This window comes from Microcoleus sp. B4-D4, assembly GCF_036705185.1.
Taxonomy (GTDB): Bacteria; Cyanobacteriota; Cyanobacteriia; order Cyanobacteriales; family Microcoleaceae; genus Microcoleus.
In genome coordinates this window covers 90,962-111,978 of the sequence record NZ_JAUBTX010000013.1, presented here as the reverse complement: position 1 = coordinate 111,978, position 21,017 = coordinate 90,962, and the positions used below count along the sequence as shown (strand labels likewise).

The window sequence follows — 21,017 nt, the reverse complement described above, 5'->3', positions numbered from 1 at the left end:
CGGCTCCTCCTAGTTTGATGTGCAACCCTATGTCTACTGTCACTTTTGGTTTATCAACCCCTGCAGCCGCAGAGCCGGGGGCATCCTACGATAGCAACCAAGCGCCCCAGCGCCCCAGCGCGCCTGCAGAGTGGATCGAGGTGTTGGTGGACTCTCCTTTCAGGAGCGCGGGGGACTTGCCGGGGGAGGAAAACAAACTATTTACCTATCGCTTACCAGCCCAATTGAACGTGCAGCCGGGGGATATTTTGAGCGTACCCTTTGGCAGTCAACAGGTAGGGGCGATCGCCATTCGGTTCGTTTCTCAACTGCCAACCGACTTAGATCCGGCGCGGGTGAAAGATGTCGAAGATATTGTCACTACGGGCTTTTTTCCGGCTAGTTATTGGCAACTACTAGAACGAGTATCTACTTATTACTGCACGCCATTAATTCAAGTAATTAGAGCTTCGCTACCGCCCGGTTTATTAAGCCGTTCTGTGCGCCGCATTCGCTTAATTAAAGAAGCTATTTCTCCCAATGCCGAAACATTTCTAAATCCCGCCGCCAGTCAAATATTGCAATTGCTGCAAGCTCAAAAAAACGGCGATTACACTTGGAAATATCTCCAGGGACAAGTCAAGGGAAGCTATCGGGGATTGCGAGATTTGTTGAAACGGGGTTGGGTAGAAAGTTATATAGAACCGCCCAACCCTCCCAAAGCACAATTCAAACCGGCAGTGACATTAATTCCTAGCGCCTTTGTTGTAGATTTAACCAAGCGACAACAAGAAGTATTAGAAGTTTTGCGGCTGGGCGGCGGTGAAATGTGGATGAACGATTTGCTGAGAATTTGCAGTACGAGTTCTTCTGTTGTCAAAAAATTGGCAGAAAAAGGCTGTATTGTGATCGATCAAAGGGAAGTGCTCAGGGCCGATCGCGCAATTGCTCAATTACCCGATGCACCGAAAAATTTAACTCATTTTCAAGCTGAAGCTTTAGCGTTTATTAACAGTTTTTCGGGATTCCGTCAAGTGCTGCTGCACGGCGTTACAGGTTCCGGGAAAACCGAAGTGTATTTGCAGGCGATCGCCCCAATCTTAGCCAGCGGCAAATCCGCCCTCGTGCTCGTTCCCGAAATCGGGTTGACACCGCAACTTACAGACAGATTCCGCGCCCGTTTTGGCGAGCAAATTTGCGTGTACCACAGCGCCCTATCCGACGGCGAACGTTACGATACATGGCGGCAGATGCTCGCTGGAGCCCCGCAAATTGTCATCGGCACGCGATCGGCCATTTTTGCACCATTGCCTCACCTCGGCTTAATTATCCTCGACGAAGAACACGACAGCAGCTTCAAACAAGACCAACCAGCGCCCTGTTACCACGCCCGCACTGTTGCCAAATGGCGCGCGGAATTAGAAAATTGTCCCTTAATTTTAGGTTCTGCAACGCCAGCCTTAGAGACATTAGTGGGGACGCGCCGAGATTATTACTCATTACCAAACATCCATTATTTATCATTACCAAATCGCATTTATTCCCGCCCGATGCCACCCGTGGAAGTAGTCGATATGCGGCAAGAATTGCGGCAAGGAAATCGCTCAATTTTCAGCACTTCCCTGCAAAACGCCCTGGAACAATTGCAAGCAAAACAACAGCAAGGTATTCTATTTATTCACCGCCGAGGACACAGTACCTTTGTCTCTTGTCGGAGTTGCGGCTACGTGATGGAATGCCCGAATTGCGATGTTTCGCTTTCCTATCACCACATCGGCGAAGGAACCGCCGAAATTTTGCGCTGTCACTACTGCAACCACACGGAACGACACCCTCAAAACTGTCCAGATTGCAGTTCTCCTTACTTCAAAAACTTCGGCAGCGGCACCCAGCGAGTGGAACAGGAATTAACCAGATTGTTTCCCGAATTGCGGGCGATTCGGTTTGATAGCGATACTACTAGAAATAAGGGCGACCACCGCAGATTGTTAACTCAATTTGCTAATGGGGAAGCTGATATTTTGTTGGGTACGCAAATGCTGACGAAAGGGTTAGATTTAGCAGGAGTCACGCTGGTAGGAGTTGTCTCGGCTGATGGGTTGCTGAATTTATCGGATTATCGGGCCAGCGAACGGGCTTTTCAAACATTAACTCAAGTGGCGGGACGTGCGGGGAGAGGTGACGATCCGGGGCGGGTAATTATCCAAACTTACACTCCCGAACATCGGGTAATTCAAGCGGTGAGGCGGCATGAATATGCGGGTTTTGTGGAGACGGAATTAGCAGAAAGGGCGCTGTTGAATTATCCACCTTCGGGGCGGTTGGTTTTGTTGCGGTTGAGTAGTGTTGATGCGGCGGAAGTTGCGGTGACTGCGGTACAGTTGGCGTCTGTTTGTCAACAGTATATCGATCGACTTTCGGTGACTGGCTGCGAGATGTTGGGGCCTGCGCCGGCGGCGATTATGCGGGTGGCGAATCGCTATCGGTGGCAGATTTTGCTGAAGTTACCTGTGGATGAGTCTGTGGATTTGTCGGATTTGATCGGGTTGCGCGATTCCCTTCGGGATAGCTTCGCTTCACGCACTTCGCGTTCTGTTAGTCTAACTATTGATGTCGATCCGTTGAATTTTGGTTGATTGGTGGTGGAAAAGATAAGACGGCGGTTGAAACCTGAAGAAAACAACGTAATTTAAACTGCCGGGTATTCAACCCGCGTCGGCGGGTTTTGTCTGTATAGATGCGGTTTCAACCGCCCGGTCTTCTGCATCCAAGTTTCCCCTAAGCATCTCAATTTTCCAAGATAACCAATTAACTTTGCAATACCAGTGCGATCGCCCATTCATCAAAAATACATGATATCACAATCCTTCCGGGCAGGCTTCACCAACAATCCTTCATTCCCACCAACAATTGAAAAAAAACGCCCGACCCAACCAACAATTTAAATGTACATTGGATTTATTGCAACCATCTAAATTGTGAATGGTGAACCGCAGATTAACACTGATTAACGCCGATGCAATTGCGGATTTCAATCGTCTTGCAAGTTAATTTTGCTTGAGTTTAACCATAAAGAAGCCGTCCATTTGATATTTGTGCGGCCAAACTTTCACCCATCCTTCGGGTGATGGTTGTACAGGTAAATCAATGGTTGGCGGTTCGATTTGCCAGTGAGGATTGTTGTCTAAGAACGATCGCACAACTTGTTCGTTTTCTAAGGGATGAATCGTGCAAGTTGCATAAACTAATACGCCGCCGGACTTGACAAATTTCGCTGCATTTGCTAATAATTCTGATTGCAGTTGGGATTGTTGTTGAATGTTTTCAGGTGTGTGCCGCCAGCGGGCGTCGGCGCGGCGGTGGAGGGTTCCGAGGCCGGAACAAGGTGCGTCTAATAAAACTCTGTCTGCTAGGTTGATAAATTCTGGGAATTGGCGGCTGTCTCCGGTATGAATTTTGATAGATTTCATCTGGAGTCTGTCTGCATTTTCTTTAAGTTTTTTGAGTCTGCTGGGGGTTTTGTCGCAGGCGTAAATAGTGCCTGTATCCTGCATTAATTCGGCGCTGTGGGTGGTTTTCCCTCCTGGGGCCGCGCAGGCATCGATGATGATTTCTCCAGGCTGCGGATCGAGTAAATGGGTGACTAATTGAGCGCTGCTGTCTTGGATTGTCCACCAACCTTCTCTATATCCGGGGAGGTTTTTAATTGCGCCGGTGCTGCTATTTAGTCTTAATGCTTGGGGTAAGTTGGGGATTCTGCTAGTTGAGATGTTGCAGGCTGTGAAGGCGGCTTCGATTTGGGCGATCGAGCTTTTTAAGGGATTTATTCTCAGGTCAATTTTGGGGGATTTGTTGAACCATTCACAGAGTTGTTCGGTTTCGGTTTCGCCTATTTGTTCGATCCACAATTTGACAATCCAGTCGGGGAAGCTGTGCAGAATTCCGAGGCGTTCGATTTGATTTTCCGGTAATGTTAGGAAATTCAAACCCCCCCTAGCCCCCCCTTGGTAAGGGGAGGGATTTGATGTGGTTTCAGTCTCTGGTTGCTGAGGGGAATTCGGAGCACTCTTAGCCCCTTCTTCTAGGGGTAATGGATGGTGCGTGCGGGCCCCGCTTGGGGGGGTTAAACGGATGTATTGTCGCAGCAAACCGTTGACAAAACTGCTGAGCCCTGAAAATCCGTTTTCTTTTGCTAGTTGAACGGTGGTGTTGACGGCGGCGGAGGGGGGGATGTGGTTGAGATATTGCAGTTGATATAAGCCTAAATGTAGGATGGTGCGGATGTCTGGCGGTTGTTGGGAGGATTTTTTTGTTGCTAGTTTGTCGATGATAAAGTCGATCGACCGCATTCTCCTGACGCTACCGTAAACTAATTCTGTGACTAAACGCCGATCGAGGTCGTTGAGTTGAGAATTGCCTAAAGTGCGATCGAGGGCGGCATCTGCAAACGCACCTCGGCGGTGGACTTCGCGGAGTGCGAGAAAGGCTATTTGGCGCGGATTTTGCATGGCTGGTTGGTTGATATGTCAAGTTATTATAGGTTGTCTGAGGATTGAAAGCGTTGTTTTCACAAGATGAAACGAGGTTGATGTTAAGTGTATAATGTAAATAACTGCTTATTTATTTGACTATTTCGACTTTATATACCTGTAGTAAAAGGTGATTTCTGATGACTCAAATATCTGTAAAAAGTACAAGAAATATTGAGCAACCAACTCCTGCTGATGACGATGCGAGTATTCTGCCGCTGGAAAATGGCGATCGGCTTTCACGACCTGAATTTCACGATCGCTATCTCGCCATGCCGCAGGTCAAGAAAGCGGAATTAATTGAAGGAATTGTGTATACGCCATCCCCAGTACGTCACAGAAGCCACGGTAAACCCCATGCTGCGATTACTGGATTGTTGTTGTATTACCAAGTGGCAACACTAGGGGTAGATTTAGGGATTGAAACTACTGTATTTTTAGATTTAGAAAATGAACCGCAGCCCGACGCTTTGCTGCGAATTGAGAATGGAGGAAATTCGCGAATTACTGATGATGATTACGTGCAAGGTGCGCCGGAATTGATTGTAGAAATAGCTGCGAGTACAGCATCTAAGGATTTGCACGATAAGAAAAATGCTTATCGGCGAAATGGGGTGCAGGAGTATATGGTTTGGCAGATTAACAAACAACGTTTGCATTGGTTTAGGTTGGAAAAAGGCAACTATGTTTCTATCCAACCGGATGATAATGGTGTTATTTGCAGTAGAGTTTTTCCGGGTTTGTGGTTGGCTGTACCGGCTTTGTTGTCGGGAGATTTGGCGCAGGTGATGGCGGTTTTGCAGGAGGGGATTAATTCGCCGGAACACGCGGAGTTTGTTGGGATTTTGTCGGGAGAGTCGGGAAAGGGCGATTGAAATCAGTATAGACGTGGTTTCAACCGCTGTCTTGTTTGTTCAAATTTGGTCGGGATTGATGCCCATTTCTCGCAATTTGTCGGAAAGGCGATCGGCTTTTTGCTGTACTAACTCTTTATCTTGTCGTTCTTGTTCCATTTGTTGCTGTGTCAGTTCCATTTGTCGTTGTGCTGATTCCATTTGATTTGACAACTCCACATAAGACAAAAACTTTTTTCCATCAGGCCGATAAATTTCTAAATCTCCCGATGCAGTTTGAAAACGGATCTGCAAACGCGGACTCACCCAACCATCAATTAATTCAATATAGTTGAGTTTTCCATCACTTCGCAGCCAACCCATTAATTCATTATCCTCTGGATTGTAGACATAATATTCTTCTACTCCATAATTCTGATAGAAATTAAACAGCTTAAACAGCGATCCCATTCGGTTTCCCGGTGATAGGATTTCAAAGACAACTTGCGGGGCGATATTATCTTCCAGCCACTGTTGGTAGGAACCTCTGTAACCTTTCGGTCTGCCAAACACTACCATCGTATCAGGTGCTTGGCGAGTTTTGTTATCTCCTTCGACTGGATACCACAGCAAGTCACCTGCTACAAAAATATTTTCGTCTTCTTTGTATAGGGCATCTATTCCGCCTTGAATGGTGACAATTAGTTCAAACTCTTTGGTGTTGTCAGACATGGGTTTGCCGTCGCTGTCTGGGTAGATGATTTCGGCTGAGGTTTTTGTGGGAATTGTTGCCGTCATGGGGATGAGTCCTTTGCTAGTATCATCAATTTCTATTTTACGCTAAAGGCCGAGAAACCGGGTTTTTCGGAAAATACTTCATTATAAATCACAGATTAGGTGAAAACCCGGTTTCTTTGTCGGAGTGCATAAGTCTGCTAGGGGTTTAAACCTCTAGTGTTTTTTGGGTGAAGTTGACAGCAACGGTTCTAATCTGTTCCCTACTCTATCGCACTATTCCTATTACCTGCAATCTACAGATTCTCCGATATTTTCAGCGGGTAACTGATGCCGAAATAGTTAAATTTACCTTCTTTTAACCTGTCTGCGCTGCCGATCGATCTTTGCCAAAGCAGCACCCGAAACATCCGCCAAAATGCTCACTATCCGATACAACGCCACCGCACTCAAAATTATAGCTACAGAAAAGCGATCGGACAGTAGGGCGATCGCCGTTGCTTCAAATACTCCCATCCCTCCGGGCGCACCCGGTACAACTAAACCCACAACAAACGCAAAACAAAAAGCACCGAACAAGTTCGGAATATCAATCAAATTCACCGGATTTAAAGCCATTACCGTTAGCAAAAAACCGCAGCCCCGCAATCCGATAAAACACATTTGTCCGATTAACGGCACTAAAGGATAGCGTTTAATTGGTAAATTAATTTCCCGGGAAGACTTGACACCCGATGTGTTTTTAGCTAGATTGGAGCTAGACCCAAAACGCCAAGTTGCTCGATCGCCCCCAACCTCCTCAATCTCCCCAATCTCCTCCCCAATTTCCTCCCCAATCTCAGAATTTTCCCCGTTATTCTTAGATAACTTCAACCGCTCCACAAATAGGACGATCGGATTTAAAATTCGGGGATGAATCGCCGTTAAAATCGCAGCACAACCGAAAATCCGCAAAAAACCGTTGAATTTGTCAAAACAAATTAAACCAATCAGCACCCCCGCAGAAGCCATCAGCAGCGGTTCCAACAACACGCTGAGAATAGAAACTTTCGGCGAAATACCAGCCTTTTTTGCCTCCGAAATTCGACCCCAAAAATGCCAAATATTCCCCGGCAAATACTTAGCAATATTAGTTTTGAGAAAAATTTTAATCGCCCACCCGACACTTACAACTTGATTGAATTCCCGCAAAATTAACATCCACACCCAGCCGACAAAAATTAGAGACAATAAAGTAATGCCGAGGGCGATCGCCAGCAAGGGAAAACTTTCGGCTCGAATTTGGATGTTTGCAACTTCTCGCCAGTGAGTGAAAAAAGCTTTCGCAATAAATAAAAACGTCCCGCCCAGAATCACATAGCGAACATAAGGCTTTAAACGCGATTTCGCCAGTTTGAAAAAATTCTGAAGTCGATGCAAGTGTTGCTTTCCCATTTTCCGATCCTGATTAGTGAATTTGGGATTGTAGATTTCTTAACCACAATTTCATGTTTTATCTCTAAAATTTAGATCGATCGTACTTAAGGAGTAAATTTCTATGGCCAGCCCGAGTTCTGACGGTCTTTCCTATCTTCTAGATGATAGTCCCAACAGTTTCGCATTAACTCCGGGCTTTTTGACTCCTTATCCTAACGGACTTTTTGCCCTCGGAGGTAACGATTTTATTGTCGGTTCCTCGGATGCCGATCGCCTCAACGGTAACAGCGGTAACGACAGACTCCTCGGCGGCAGCAATTCCGATACACTCTTCGGTGGTGTCGGGAATGACTTGCTTAACGGCGGTACCGGCAATGACTTCTTATTTGGCAATTCTGGCAGCGATACCCTGCAGGGAGGTAGGGGAGATGATGCCCTCTACGGCGGTCGCGATAACGACGTTTTAGTAGGCGATGGGGGCAAAGATACCCTGACAGGGGGTTTGGGCTCCGATACCTTTGTCCTCCGCAGCGACACGGCAGTCTCCGATCCCGCAGCCGCTGACATCATTACTGACTTTAACAGTTTTGTCGATGCGATCGGACTGACTGACAATCTTACCGAAGCTGACTTGATTCTCGAAGAAATCGCGATCGGCCCCGGCATTTCCAATACATTAATTAAAATTCGCCAATCCAATGCTATTTTAGGCTTGGTAGCAAACGCATCTCCACAAGACCTCGCCGATACATTCATCTCTGCAAGTACCCTATTGGGAAACCAACTCAGCCAAGCTCGCGATTTAGGCGTTTTGGACAGCACTCAAACCATCACCGACTCCGTTAGCAGCGCTCAACCAGACGACATTTACCGCTTTACTTTGCCCGCAACTAGCGACTTTAAATTAACAGTCAACAATTTTACGGGTGATGTTGGCGTTGCTCTGATTAAAGATATTAATGGCGACAATTCTATTGACTTTACCGATATTATTGCTGCTTCTCAAGAACCTGGTTTATCGCCGGAGTCAATCGACCTCAAAAATTTGGCAGCAGGAACTTACTTTATCCGAGTTTCTCAATACCAAGGCAATACAAACTTTACCCTAAATCTGTCTGCAACCCCTCCAACTATTTCTGATAACAATCCAAGCAACGTGCCTGGTTTTGACAGTCGTTTCGGCTTCGGTTTGGTGAATGCGGCGGCAGCAGTTGCTAAGGCTGCGGGTGTTCCAACTTTTCCTGACGTTCCCGACTTGGGCGGCGACGAGTGGGGTCGAGATTTAATCAAAGCTCCAGAAGTTTGGGCGCAAGGCTTGACTGGAGACGGCATTGTAGTAGCAGTTATCGACAGCGGAATTGACTACAATCACCCGGATTTGACCGGGAATGTTTGGAGCAATCCGGGGGAAAGCGGCGTTGATGCGGGTGGTCGCAATAAAGCTAGCAACGGCGTTGATGATGATGGCAATGGCTTTGTGGACGATTTCCGGGGATGGGATTTTGTCAACGGCGATAATGACCCGATGGATGATAACAGTCACGGCACTCATATCTCGGGTTTAGTTGCTGCGAAAAAAGATGGAGTGGGAATTACTGGAACGGCTCCGACTGCGAAAATTATGCCTTTAAAAATACTCGATAGCGCCGGAGTGGGGAAAATTAATGATGAAATTGAGGCGATTTATTATGCGGTAGCAAATGGAGCGAAAGTGATTAATGTGAGTTTGGGTGGCCAACAGTTGAACGATCGAGAATTGACTGCAATTCAAGCCGCCGAAGCTCGCGGCGTACTCGTAGTTTCAGCAGCGGGAAATGATGCTCGCCCGCAGGTAGATTATCCGGCTCGGTTTGCAAATGACGTAGGAATTGCTGTCGGTGCGGTTAGCCGCAACGGCTTATTTGCCGATTTTTCTAACCGGGCGGGATCGGATCTAATTAATTACTTTGTTGCTCCGGGTGGTGATGGCGGCAGGGCAGATTCTGGTGACGTTTATTCAACTGTACCGCTTTCTGAACCGGGGATTCCCTATCGATATTTTGCGGGTACTTCAATGGGAGTGCCGCACGTAGCTGGGGTGATAGCTTTGATGTTGCAGGCAAATCCGAGTCTGACTCCTGCTCAAATTAAGCAGATTCTGGCGGAAACTGCCAATCGATCGGTTTAAATTCAATCCGGTTTGTAGTCAGGATTGTAGTCCTTGCTCATCACAATCTTAAGAAGGAATAAAGTCCTCACTACAAACTTGATCGTAGGTTTGTATTGATGACTTTAATCCTAATTTTGTATAGTTGCAGCGTCAACCATCAACTCCGATCCTTAATAATTGGCGGCGTAAATCAAGTCAAATTTGCGGCACAGAGTGATGCAGCAGTGATTTGGTCGATCGAATACTAAATCGTATTTCATCTCGCCCTCAATTTTGGTAATCGGCTGCTTTAAGGGGATGCCGTGAATGTCGTATTGGCGGCGTTCTAAGGCACTCCAGTCGATAATTTTGATGTCGATTTGGTTCTGCAAGTCACTTGCAATCAGAAATAAGTGCATCTTGTCTTCAGCTTTCCCTGTCAAGGGAATTTTGATTAACACTGACTGAGTGACGATCGGTCTTTGGTCGTTGGGATGCTTCTGTGTGTCGCAGCTTTGCAGTTCGATATCGTAAGGTTCTACCTTAAATTTCTCTCCGCTGGCGATCGCAGACGAGTGCAAGTCTTTCAGGCACTTTTCTAGATGAGGGATCAGTCCTAACTCTGGATCGCACAGCAGTTTGCGAATATTGGAGGTTTCAGTTACTGTCATTGTAGATTTTTTATGTTATTTTTAGATGCTTAATTTCTAGCTTACCGCGAAAAGTAGCCAGATTCTACTCTACTTGCGACATATAGCAATCCTAAATGATTTTCATTTGTACCTGTAGGGACACGGCACTGCCGTGTCCCTACTTTTAGATTATTTCTTAGTAATTTTCCAGAGATTGAGATCGACATTACTAACCGCCGGATTTATTTGATAGTTTTGTTGGTCAATTGCCGATCGCAAATTTGAGGACGGTCTGTATAAAAACAAGTCGCTGAAACCGCCGGGAATTGTCGGGGGTTCAGGTTTTTTTCGTGCCAATTCTTGATTTTTGTAGCAAGAAGTATAACAGCGCGGTTCTATTAGCAGTTTGACTTGTGGTTGCAAGCGATAACTCAAAGCCATCATGTATGCGATATTCGCATCGCTGATTATTAAGGGATTGCTGGCAGAATTGACAATCGCCGCTACTTCCAATTCGGCGCGCAGCCAGCCGCTGCCTTTGTTCCACCAACTATCGGCCCCAGAACTAACTCCACCGGATATGATGCCTGCACAAAACAGTGAAACTATAACTATTTTCCACAATCTTTGCTGTTTTAAATTATCAAATTTGTGGCTAATTTTTGTAGACAGCAGGTAAGCAACTGCTAGCTGAATTCCCACATAACAAGGAACTAAATATCGCGGATTTGCCGATCGCCTGCCGCCTTTAAGTACATCGGGTAATGCTAAAAATATTGCGGTTGTGGCAATTAATAACAATACCATCAACCACACCCGCTTTGGTGTTTGCCGGCACAGAAAATAAATCGCATAGCCGACTAAAGCTAGAATCGCGATACCAGCGGGAATTATCAAGGCTAGTTGTGTGGCGCTGGCACTTCCATCAATGCCAATATCAAAAAATGCTATGCTGAGGGAACCCACCCACCTGCTAACTAATCTTAAGAGATTTGTCTGTTCTGCCCATACTGTTGTGCTTCTAATTTGATTTAAATTTTCTACAGTATTTACGAGGGTAGGCATGAAGCCGATTAAAGCAATTAAAGCTGCTACATAATAGGCAATAAATGTTTTAATATCGCGCCAGTTGGCAATCAAGGCGACGTAGATTGCATGGGCGGCGGCGACGCAGACAAATAACAAGTGGGTGTAAAATCCCATTGCTGCTGTGACTGCGTAAAGCGCCCAGTGAGAAACCAGCCAAATTGGATTTTGATTTGCTTCGGGGCGCATTGCTCGCAGCAATGCCGCACTGGATAAAATAGTAGTTAATGTCCACAAACTGTACTGTCTGGCTTCTTGGGCAAATAAGATGTGGTAGGGAGAAATCGCAAAAATTGCGATCGCCATCCATGCTACTGCTGAGGATTCAAATAACTCCCAAGCCAGCCAATAAATGGCGGGAAATACTAGCAAGCTAATCACGGCGGCCAAACTTCTCATTGCTGTAACTGAAGTGCCGAACCATTGCGCCCAAAATCGCGCTAGTACGTAATACAGCGGCGGGTGTTGCGGGTCTTCGGTTGCTAAGGAATTCAGGCTATCGCTTAAGGTTTTTTCGGAATTTACCTGCTGGTATTTTTGTAAATCCGAGGGCGAGGTTATTTTATTGTAGGAAATTTGTTTGAGCATTTCCGCTTCGGTGTAGCCGGAAACTCTTAAAGAAGTATAGGTTTCGTCTATCCAGTAAAATTTGCCATCGAGATTGACAAATCGAAATAAAATGCCGATTGCTAATACGGTGATTATCAGAAAGCTCAACCAATTTCTAGGTAAATTAAAACGCATTTTTTAAATATTTTTTACTTGGTTCGCAACTTACTCAAAATGGTATCTCCACCTTTTAGAGAATAAATTTTTTCAATTTCATAGGGAGTCTTTTTTTCAATTTCTGCTTTTACTTCAGGGGAAATTCCGTATAAAAATATCTCCTTAAAATTTGGGGGAATTTCCACTGTTTGAGGCGGGAATACGATAAATTTAGTTTGGGGAACCAGCAGGGAACTCAGACTGAGTAAATTAGCGATTTTATCTACACTATACACCCACAAATCTGCAACCAGTAAAGGCCCAGAAGCTGAGTTAACCGTGCGGGCGATCGGGATGTTAATATAAGAACGGTCTTTATTCCACCAAGTGTCTGCCGGCAAATAGATGCAGCAAGAGATAATCCCAACAGATAGCACAGCAGCAAAAGCCAGCCTCCACAGCTTTTGCAACTGCACTGTAACTTGAGGAGATGTGATTTTGGAAGCAAAAAGATAGGCAACAGCTATTTGCATTCCTAGATAACAGGGAATCATGTAGCGCGTGTTGAGCGATCGAATTCCGCCAAAAATTATATCTGCGGGTAAAAAAATCACGACTGTCACGCAGGTTAATGTCATAACAAACAACCAAACACGCTGTTCTGTATACTTTAGGAGTAAATAAAAAGAATATGGAACAATTATTAAAATCAAAAGTAGGAGCAATCTCGAATATAATCGCGGTACATTGGAGTCTATTCCTAGATCAAAAAATTGCTTAGCAATGTTATACACCCAATTGACAGCTAAGTCTGGAAGGGGAATCTTTAAAGACTGCCAAGATGTTTTTTGATTTACATTTTGGGAGTTTATTATAAAAACTAAAATCCAAGGAGAAAAAGCAATAATTCCGGTTATTGATGCTAGTAAATAGCCAATTATATTTTTTTTAAACCGCAGCTTTTCCGAGATAGCTACATAAATTCCATGTCCTAGTGCTACCAGTGCAAATAATAGGTGAGAATAAAATCCCAGTGCTACTGTTAGGGCATAAATTGCCCAACTGCTGTTAGTTTTTATACGCATTGCCCGCAGCAAAGCAGCGCCCGACAGCAAAATTACTAAGACAAATAAACTGTAAGGTCGAGCTTCTTGAGCGTAAACTATTTGAAAAGGCGATACAGCTAGTAAAGAAACTCCCAACCAAGCTGTTAGGGAGGATTCAAATAATTCTAAGCACAACCAATACATACAAGGCAAGGCCAGCAGGCTAAAAACTGCCGACATACTTCTAGTTACAGCTATTGAATCGCCGAACAGTTGCACCCAAAATCTGGTTGTGATAAAATACAGGGGAGCGAGTTGAGGTTCTTCTAATGCTAGACCTTTGACAGTATCGACTACGCTTTTTTCTGAATTAATCCGCTGGTATTTTTGTAAGTATTGAATTTCTCGAATTTTTCCGTCAACTACTTGCTCAATAAACTCTGATTCTGTATAACCGGACATCCGCAAGGAGGTATAAGCTTCATCTATCCAGTATACTTTTCCTCCGAGATTGCCGAAGCGAAAAAATATGCCTAAAAGTAATAAAACAACGATTAAATATCGCAGCCATTGTGGGGGAATCGCAGGGGAAAGTTTCGCGCTATCGCTGTTTTGAGGAATTTCCATAAATCAATAATTAATTAAATTTTAATAGCGACGATGGATTTATTTAACAATATATACCCTTTCTCAGAAAGATGAGGTGCTAGGAGTGGGCATAGGGCATAGGGCATAGGGCATAGGGCATAGGGCATTGCAACCAACAAGTAACAAGTAACAAATAACAAATAACAAATAACAACAGTTAACAGTCAACAGTCAACAGTCAACTGTTAACAGTCAACAGTGAATTTACTATTCCGATGAAGAGAGGATTTGATATAACCTCTCGAAACATTCCGCCACAGGTTAAATTCAATAAATTCTGAATTTTTAGGTTGGTGGGGGGGGTTTTTAAGATACCTCGTTAGGTGTCAAAAATTTTGGCGAACCCACCCCTACAAATTCTAGTTTTTACGATTTATGGTTGTTACGAACTTCTATTCAGAGGACACAAATCCGAACCATCGAATCAAAGAATGATTAATCGTCTACTCCTTCAATCGGGGCAAAACCTTGTCGCTGAATATTTTCGGTTATTGTGCGCGGTTCGAGGAATTGCAGCAAGTAATCCGGGCCGCCGGCTTTGGAACCAACTCCCGAAAGTTTGAATCCTCCGAAGGGTTGCCGCGATACCACTGCGCCGGTGATTCCGCGATTTATGTACAGGTTTCCGACTTCAAAATCGGCTTGGGCGCGATCGATATGCGAAGGCGTGCGAGAATACAATCCGCCGGTTAAAGCGAAATTCGTACCGTTAGCAATAGCAATCGCTTCGCTGAAATTTTTTGCCCGAATCACCGACAACACCGGGCCAAAAATTTCTTCTTGGGCGAGAGTTGCAGTCGGCGATACTTCCGTAACAATCACTGGGCCGACAAAATAACCGGTTTCGGGTGCCGCCATTTCTAAGGCTATCTTAGCTTCGGCGCGACCTTTTTCGATGTATTCGCGGATGCGCGACTGGGCGGTGGCATCGATGACTGGCCCGACTTGAGTGCCGGGATTTTCGGCTGCACCGACATTGAGCGATCGCGCGGCTTCTATCAATCTTTCCACAAAAGTATCGTACACCGATTCGATCGCAATTACGCGCGAACAAGCAGAACATTTTTGACCGCTATATCCAAATGCCGAATAAACCACCCCCGCCACGGCTTGGTCTAAATCCGCACTTTCATCGACAATAATTGCATTCTTGCCGCCCATTTCCGCAATTACTCGCTTCAGGTGTTTTTGGCCCGGCTGCAAAATCGCAGCGTCGGCATAAATCTGACAGCCAACTTCCTGAGAACCGGTGAAGGTAATCATGTGAACGTCGGGGTGTTTCACCATATACGCGCCCACGGTTGAACCTTTGCAAGGCACGTATTGAAATACGCCTTTAGGAATCCCCGCTTCTAGCAAAATCTCCGCTATTTTAGCCGCAATTACTGAGGAAAATTCCGCTGGTTTTAGCAGCGTACAATTACCTGCTACTAGCGATGCAACTGTCATGCCTACGGGAATTGCGAGGGGGAAATTCCAAGGGGAAATAATCAAAGAAATGCCGCGCGGCTGATAAGTATAGCGGTTATTTTCTCCGGGAATGTCGTAATTTTGCCCTTGTTCCAACCTTTCCATTTCGTCGGCGTAGTAGCGACAAAAATCGATAGCTTCGGAAACTTCGGCATCGCATTCTCTGACTGGTTTACCGACTTCAAATACCATCCAAGCTGAGAGTTCGTGCCGCCGCTGTTCCATCAATTCTGCTGCTTTGCGGAGGACTCCGGCGCGCTGGCGGACGGGGGTTTTCCGCCAACTCGTAGAGGCTGCTTTTGCTGCTTCCAGGGCTTGTTTTGCCTGTTCTTCGGAAAGCAATCCGATTTTGCCGACTATTTCTGCGGGATTGGAAGGGTTGAGGGAATTGACTGTTGCTTCAGTATTTTGGTACTCGCCATTGATTAGGGGTAAATAGGTTTTTCCTAAGTTGGCGCGCACTGATTTGATCGCTGTTTCTGCTTGTTGCCGCAATTTGGTATTGGCGTAGTCGGTATCGGCGACGTTGGGGAATACTTTGCTGTAAACTAGCTGGTCGTTGCCGTGGGCTACTGGTGCGGCTAATAATTGTTCGATCGGCATTTCTTCGGAACTTTGCCGGATAAACGAACTGTTGGCGGTATTTTCCAGCAATCGGCGGATTAAATAAGCCATTCCCGGCAGCAAGTCGCCGTAGGGACAGTATACTCGGACGCGATAACCCCGATCGACCAAAAGCTTCGCCAATTTGTCGCCCATACCGTACAATACCTGCATTTCAAAGCGGCGGCGCGGTATGTTGAGAGTTTCGGCAATGGCGATCGCCCTAGCTTGCGATCGCACGTTGTGACTGCCAATTGCTGCATACAAAAAATCATGATTTTCTAGCAGCAACTGCGTCATTGCTTCAAAATTCGCATCCGTAGCAACCTTGTCATTGTATACAGGCTGCGGCCAATCTTTCTGCATCGCCTTGATAGTTTCCTGATCCCAATAAGCGCCTTTTACCAGCCGTACAGTTATGGGATTGCCGCGTTGTTTTGCCCACGCAATAATATCTTGCAAATCTTGTTTGCTGTCGCGCAAATATGCCTGCAATGTGATACCAATATCCGTGCGGCTGCGAAACTCTTCTTCTAACAATAAGTCTTTGAGAATGCTGAGAGTTAAACTCTTATAAGCATACTGTTCCATGTCGAAGTGAACCGCAGTTCCCAACTCCTGGGCGCGGCGCAATAACAGGCGAATTTTATCGCTGACTTTCTCCTCGCTGCCTTTAGCATCCAGCGGGTCAAACTGAGAATAAAAAGCCGTTAACTTGACCGATACTTGCACTCGCGGCAAAGTTTCGCCATCAGCTTTGTCAATAGCATCTACCTGCGACCAATTATTCGCTGCCTTCGCTAGTTCCGCCATCAATTCCAAATAGCGGTTGAGATAACTTTCCGCCTCAGCTTCAGTAATCACAGCTTCCCCCAAAAGGTCAACTGTAAAACCCATTTTATCTTTGCGAAGTCGTTCTAAGGTTTTAATTACCTGCTTGATATTTTCCCCAGAAATATACTTGTGTGCCAAGGTTTCCACCGCAGGCGCAACCGTCGTCGCCGCCAATTGACCGGGGACAGAATCAGCGTTAGCAAAGCTGAGCAATTTTTTCAAAGCTTCGGGCAATTCTACCTCTTCCACAGTCAGGTATTCTTGCAAGTGGCGGGCAATTTCCGGCTTGCTGCGGAGGGCGGGCAAACAGTCAATAAATCGAAACAATTGGACGCGCAGTCCGGGGCTGGCCATTGCCCAATCCATCAGTTTGTCGTCCCAGCGCATTTGGTCTTGCAGTTGGCCGAAAAACGATCGCTTTTTGTCTTGAGTAGCCTTCAGGATTTCTTTAGCTATTTCCTGAGTCTTGGCTTCGTAGATGCTTGGAGATACTTGTGCGACCATTGGTAATTAGTAATTAGTAATTGGTAATTGGCGGGGCGGGTTGATATATTTGGCAACTACCGCCCGAGCAAATTATACTTACTATTTTACTTCTATTTTAACAACGTAGTTTGCTTGGCGATCGCCCGAAATTTCAATAGTATAATCGCCGCTGCTTGGTAGCTGACCTTGCCACTGACTCGCGCTATCTGCAGTGCCGATTTTTTCACCGTTAGGAGCACTGATTGCCGCGTTAACTTGACCTTCTTGAACCTTGATTGTCATGCTTTGGCCGCTATTGCATTCTACCAAGTAGCGCTTGGATATATTGGCTCGCAAACTATTGTTGAGAGTAGTTCCCGTAGCACCTCCTGGAAAGTTAACTCGCTCAGTTACAGGAGTTTCCACCGCAGCGCCAGAAGGAGATGGAGAAGAGTTCGGCAACGGCGAAGCAAGTGGCGGAACGCCTGAGAGCGAGGGAATTGGAGTCTGACCGGCCGACGGCGGGATGGTGAGGGGCAGTGTCTGCTGGGGTGCTGGGGGAAGTCCGGGCCGGCGGTTGAGGCGCGCTGCTGGGACAGGCGGAGGGCTTTCCCGCAGGGGTACGTCAGCGGGCAGTCTGATTTGAATGTTCGCTCTTTCCTGATACATTTTCCACGCTAGGAAACTACCGAGACTGAGCACAGAACCGACTAACATTCCGCTGAAGAAAATAGCCAAAATTTGCCAAATTTTAGTTGGTTTTGGTTCAGGATTTGCTGTGTGAATTATTGGAGGCGGATAAGTTGCAGGTTGAGTTGTTTCCGCAGCGATATCGGCGGCAAATGGAATTGCTTCTGTTTCTGTTTCAAGATTGGTAATTAGAATATCTTGTTTGACGGCCGTTTTAGTCGGACTTTGTGTGGCGGTATTGGTAGTTAAACTATTTTCGGTTTGGGGTGTTTCACTGGAAATTTCTGCTGCTTCAGAAGTGACAGTTAAATCATCTTCGATAGCGGCATTTTTCATTGGAGTTTCTGCTGGTGCGGAATCTGCATCGAAACTGCCAATTGTTTCTGGCTGCTGAGTCAATATTTGATTTTTTTCAAGTTCTTCACTCATGGGATAAAATTCTCGTATAAAGATTGCTTTTTAGCATTTTACGCGATCTGTGCGATCGGCTGCAGTGAAATAATACCGCAAGGCTATTGACAAACTGCCCGAAAACGCGATCGAGGAATCTGTCGGCTGGGGCGATCGGAAATTTACGAACTTTTAAAACCTATGATATTTATCGAGATGGACGATTGACTCGAACCAGCATTCCTCGCTTGTGTTTCCACATTAGCAATAGCCTCTGAAATTCGTGCAGCCATCCTCTGTCTGTCTTGTTGGTCGTCTTTACAGACAATGATACCAGAATGGTTGGGTTGTGAAGCGTGCAGTCGGATAAAATCGATTCTATTGAGTGTTAAAACTGCGCGTTCCTTTGTAACAGCAAAAGCCAGGACATCTTCATCAGGAATGCCCAGATTTGCATTCCTCGATTGTTCATCTGCATACAAAGGTGCCATTCTGTTAATCTATATCGTTCAAATTAATTGCTGCTTCAATCTCGTCAGGAAATGCTTCAGCATAAGCCCAGGCATTTTTCAAGTCGCTAGCGCTAAGATGCGGATAATCTTCTAAAAGTTGAGCATCAGTTGCACCTAATCGGCGAGACTCTACCAGTCCCCAAACAGAAATTCTAGTGCCTGCAATCCTGGCATTACCGCCGACAGTACCGGGAGTTTTTTCAATTCCCTGCCAGGTGTTGGCTAAACTTTGAGCTAATATCTGTATTGCTAGAGCTTTCTCAGGCGGAGTCAGGGAAAGCAGTTGCGGTTCTAATTCTTTTAGTGTCATAGTCTATGGCGGGTTTGGCTGCTGGGAATTTCGTATCTATATTATAGCGATCGAGCTTTTTGCAGGGTAGCCATCTCTTAAACTCCTAGCACAGTTTTGCTAAATATTAGCAGAGGAATGCGAGTCGGGATTTGCGGTGGGGTGGGGGCGGGTTTATGAGATTATTCGTTACAGGCGAGTATTGTTGGTGAAATCCGCCCCTACAAATTACCAATTTCCGACTCCCAATTCCCGATTACTAATTATTAGGCAAAGACTGCCAAAAAGGCTGCAGTTCAGGCTTCCTCACAGTATTCGTTGCCGACTGCACGTTTCCTTTCAATTCTTGATAATAGCGATCGTTTAGAAAACTCACACTAACACCAGCAGGAAGCAGCAGTTGGCGCAATCTTTCTTGAGTGTAATCTCTGCCGTCAATCATCGGGCCGCGCGGATTAGAAACTAACAAATTGCCGTTGACTGGTACCGAATTGACCATATTCGGCCACCAAGCATAACCGCTGTAGCCAAACATCGCTGGAACTTGAACGATTTGGTCGTCTGTCAGTGAAAACTCTCTTTTCAACTTGTCTAATATCGGGTTAATTTTCTGCTTTTGCAAATTGAGATTGTGTTGCATTAAAGCTTGATTTTTCAAGGCGGCGCTGACTGTAGTTTCATTGCTCAAACCGCGATTGATAGTAACCTCGCCGTAACCTGTTTTTGACAATTCTTCTAACAGTCTAACTCCTGCTTCTGGACTGGCGATCGCCATTACATATTTTCCGGGAGTTTGACTGGGAATAAAATTGATAATTTCATCGACTTGGCGAGTCAAAAGCCAAGAAGTATCAATATCCACCGCAGGCCCTTGAATTCTTTGAGCTTGAATAAAATCAAGTACCTCTGGATTAAAACTAGCATTTCCCGAATTTCCGTAATAAGCTCTACCCATTGGATATCCGGGAATCGGCGGTGTCACCTGCAAATTTCCGTAGCCATTTGACCACTGATTTACAGGATTTTCAGCGCGAGAATTACCAATTTTAATCACTCTCAAGTTACGCTCTTGAGTTGATTTATCCGGCGGGTTTTTATTGGGTTCGTCAGTGCTTTTGAGAGCCACATTTAATTGGCGTATATCAGATTTTTCGGGAAGTTGAATGTAACCGTTTTTCTGAATATTTTGCATCCAAGCATTCTCGCCCTGGATGATTTTTAATTGAGCGCCAGTGGGTTCTACTGCTTGTTTCAGTTGCGAGATAAATTCACTGTTGGCGGCCCCTCTGTCGCTGACTTGAACTTCTGTTACTGGTGCGGTATTGGCTGGTATTATCCAAGGACTGACACCCATTTGGATTGTGGTGGCGGCGATTTGTTGACCGTTGTTTTCGGCAGTTGCTTTGAGATTGACTTTGCCGTTCCAATTGCGATCGGCAAATTGTTTTGCTTCGACACCTAAAACAATGTTCGTGCTGAAAACTAGGGGTTTTGTACCGGATATATCTACAGCTTGCCATCCATCGCCTATTTTCTGAAAAACGTTGATATGAGGGCTGGCGATGCTATCAGCAGTGATAAATAATTGAGAGGTTTTGAAGTTTTCAGACAAAGTTAAGTTAACTTGAGAAAGCATGGCTGCGCGGCGGGGGACGCTAACTTTGGTTTGTTTCCAAGCGGCTATTTTTGTGCGATCGTTCTTGGGATCGTTAAACACAATTAGCGCGCCGCTAGACAATGACCACTGTTCTTTTCCGGCTTCGTCTAGCCCATCGATTTGGCCGTCTCTGTTAGTATCTCCCGCAAAGAAGAAGTTGGTCGGCAAGGCTGCGAGGTCTACAGGGGCGGGAGTTGCAGTTGCGGTTGATTCAGGACTTGGTTGAGGAGTTGCTTGCTGATTATTTTCTAATTCTTGGCGGGCTAATTCTTGGCGGGCTAATTCCTGCTTTTCTAATTCTTGGCGGGCTAATTCCTGCTTTTCTAATTCTTGGCGGGCTAATTCCTGCTTTTCTAATTCTTGGCGGGCT

The 21,017-nt window shown here is 45.7% G+C and carries 14 protein-coding genes; 3 read left to right on the top strand and 11 right to left on the bottom strand.

The window, feature by feature from the left end:
- The first annotated feature begins 29 nt into the window (after window positions 1-29).
- Complete coding sequence (priA, locus tag QUB13_RS13080; protein ID WP_333381301.1) at window positions 30-2,615, top strand: primosomal protein N'; 2,586 nt, start codon at window positions 30-32, stop codon at window positions 2,613-2,615.
- Window positions 2,616-3,026: 411 nt separating this feature from the next.
- Here the strand turns inward: priA and QUB13_RS13075 are convergent, their stop codons facing one another.
- Window positions 3,027-4,487, bottom strand: a complete 1,461-nt coding sequence (locus QUB13_RS13075; RefSeq protein WP_333381298.1) for a 16S rRNA (cytosine(967)-C(5))-methyltransferase — start codon at window positions 4,485-4,487, stop codon at window positions 3,027-3,029.
- A gap of 161 nt (window positions 4,488-4,648) precedes the next feature.
- Between QUB13_RS13075 and QUB13_RS13070 the strand changes: the two genes are divergently transcribed.
- Complete coding sequence (locus tag QUB13_RS13070) at window positions 4,649-5,383, top strand: Uma2 family endonuclease (protein ID WP_333381295.1); 735 nt, start codon at window positions 4,649-4,651, stop codon at window positions 5,381-5,383.
- Window positions 5,384-5,422: 39 nt separating this feature from the next.
- On the opposite strand, the gene QUB13_RS13065 is transcribed toward QUB13_RS13070, so the two are convergent.
- A complete protein-coding gene (locus QUB13_RS13065) occupies window positions 5,423-6,139 on the bottom strand; it encodes a Uma2 family endonuclease (RefSeq protein WP_333381291.1) in 717 nt (238 codons plus the stop codon).
- A 285-nt stretch (window positions 6,140-6,424) separates the two neighbouring features.
- A complete protein-coding gene (locus tag QUB13_RS13060; RefSeq protein WP_333381289.1) occupies window positions 6,425-7,510 on the bottom strand; it encodes a lysylphosphatidylglycerol synthase transmembrane domain-containing protein in 1,086 nt (361 codons plus the stop codon).
- Between the two features lie 103 nt (window positions 7,511-7,613).
- On the opposite strand from QUB13_RS13060, the gene QUB13_RS13055 reads away from it, so the two are divergent.
- Entirely contained in the window at window positions 7,614-9,659 is a 2,046-nt protein-coding gene (locus QUB13_RS13055) for a S8 family serine peptidase (RefSeq protein WP_333381286.1), read from the top strand.
- Between the two features lie 152 nt (window positions 9,660-9,811).
- On the opposite strand, the gene QUB13_RS13050 is transcribed toward QUB13_RS13055, so the two are convergent.
- The 8 genes from QUB13_RS13050 to QUB13_RS13015 all read right to left on the bottom strand — a co-directional run.
- Entirely contained in the window at window positions 9,812-10,291 is a 480-nt protein-coding gene (locus tag QUB13_RS13050) for a hypothetical protein (RefSeq protein ID WP_333089109.1), read from the bottom strand.
- Window positions 10,292-10,441: 150 nt separating this feature from the next.
- The gene (locus tag QUB13_RS13045) at window positions 10,442-12,055 is read right to left on the bottom strand and encodes a glycosyltransferase family 39 protein (protein ID WP_333381284.1); all 1,614 of its coding nucleotides are present in this window, start codon (window positions 12,053-12,055) and stop codon (window positions 10,442-10,444) included.
- A gap of 41 nt (window positions 12,056-12,096) precedes the next feature.
- A complete protein-coding gene (locus QUB13_RS13040; RefSeq protein WP_333381282.1) occupies window positions 12,097-13,716 on the bottom strand; it encodes a glycosyltransferase family 39 protein in 1,620 nt (539 codons plus the stop codon).
- Between the two features lie 456 nt (window positions 13,717-14,172).
- A complete protein-coding gene (gene pruA, locus QUB13_RS13035) occupies window positions 14,173-17,148 on the bottom strand; it encodes an L-glutamate gamma-semialdehyde dehydrogenase (RefSeq protein ID WP_333381280.1) in 2,976 nt (991 codons plus the stop codon).
- An 81-nt stretch (window positions 17,149-17,229) separates the two neighbouring features.
- Entirely contained in the window at window positions 17,230-18,228 is a 999-nt protein-coding gene (locus tag QUB13_RS13030) for a hypothetical protein (protein WP_333381278.1), read from the bottom strand.
- Window positions 18,229-18,371: 143 nt separating this feature from the next.
- Window positions 18,372-18,680: a DUF5615 family PIN-like protein gene (locus QUB13_RS13025; protein WP_333381275.1), complete on the bottom strand. Its 309-nt coding sequence runs from the start codon at window positions 18,678-18,680 to the stop codon at window positions 18,372-18,374.
- Between the two features lie 4 nt (window positions 18,681-18,684).
- Window positions 18,685-19,011, bottom strand: coding sequence for a DUF433 domain-containing protein (locus QUB13_RS13020; RefSeq protein ID WP_333089123.1), 327 nt, complete (start codon window positions 19,009-19,011; stop codon window positions 18,685-18,687).
- 238 nt (window positions 19,012-19,249) lie between these two features.
- Window positions 19,250-21,017, bottom strand: a 1,768-nt coding sequence (locus tag QUB13_RS13015; RefSeq protein ID WP_333381272.1) for a protein-arginine deiminase family protein, incomplete at its 5' end; no start/stop codon positions are given.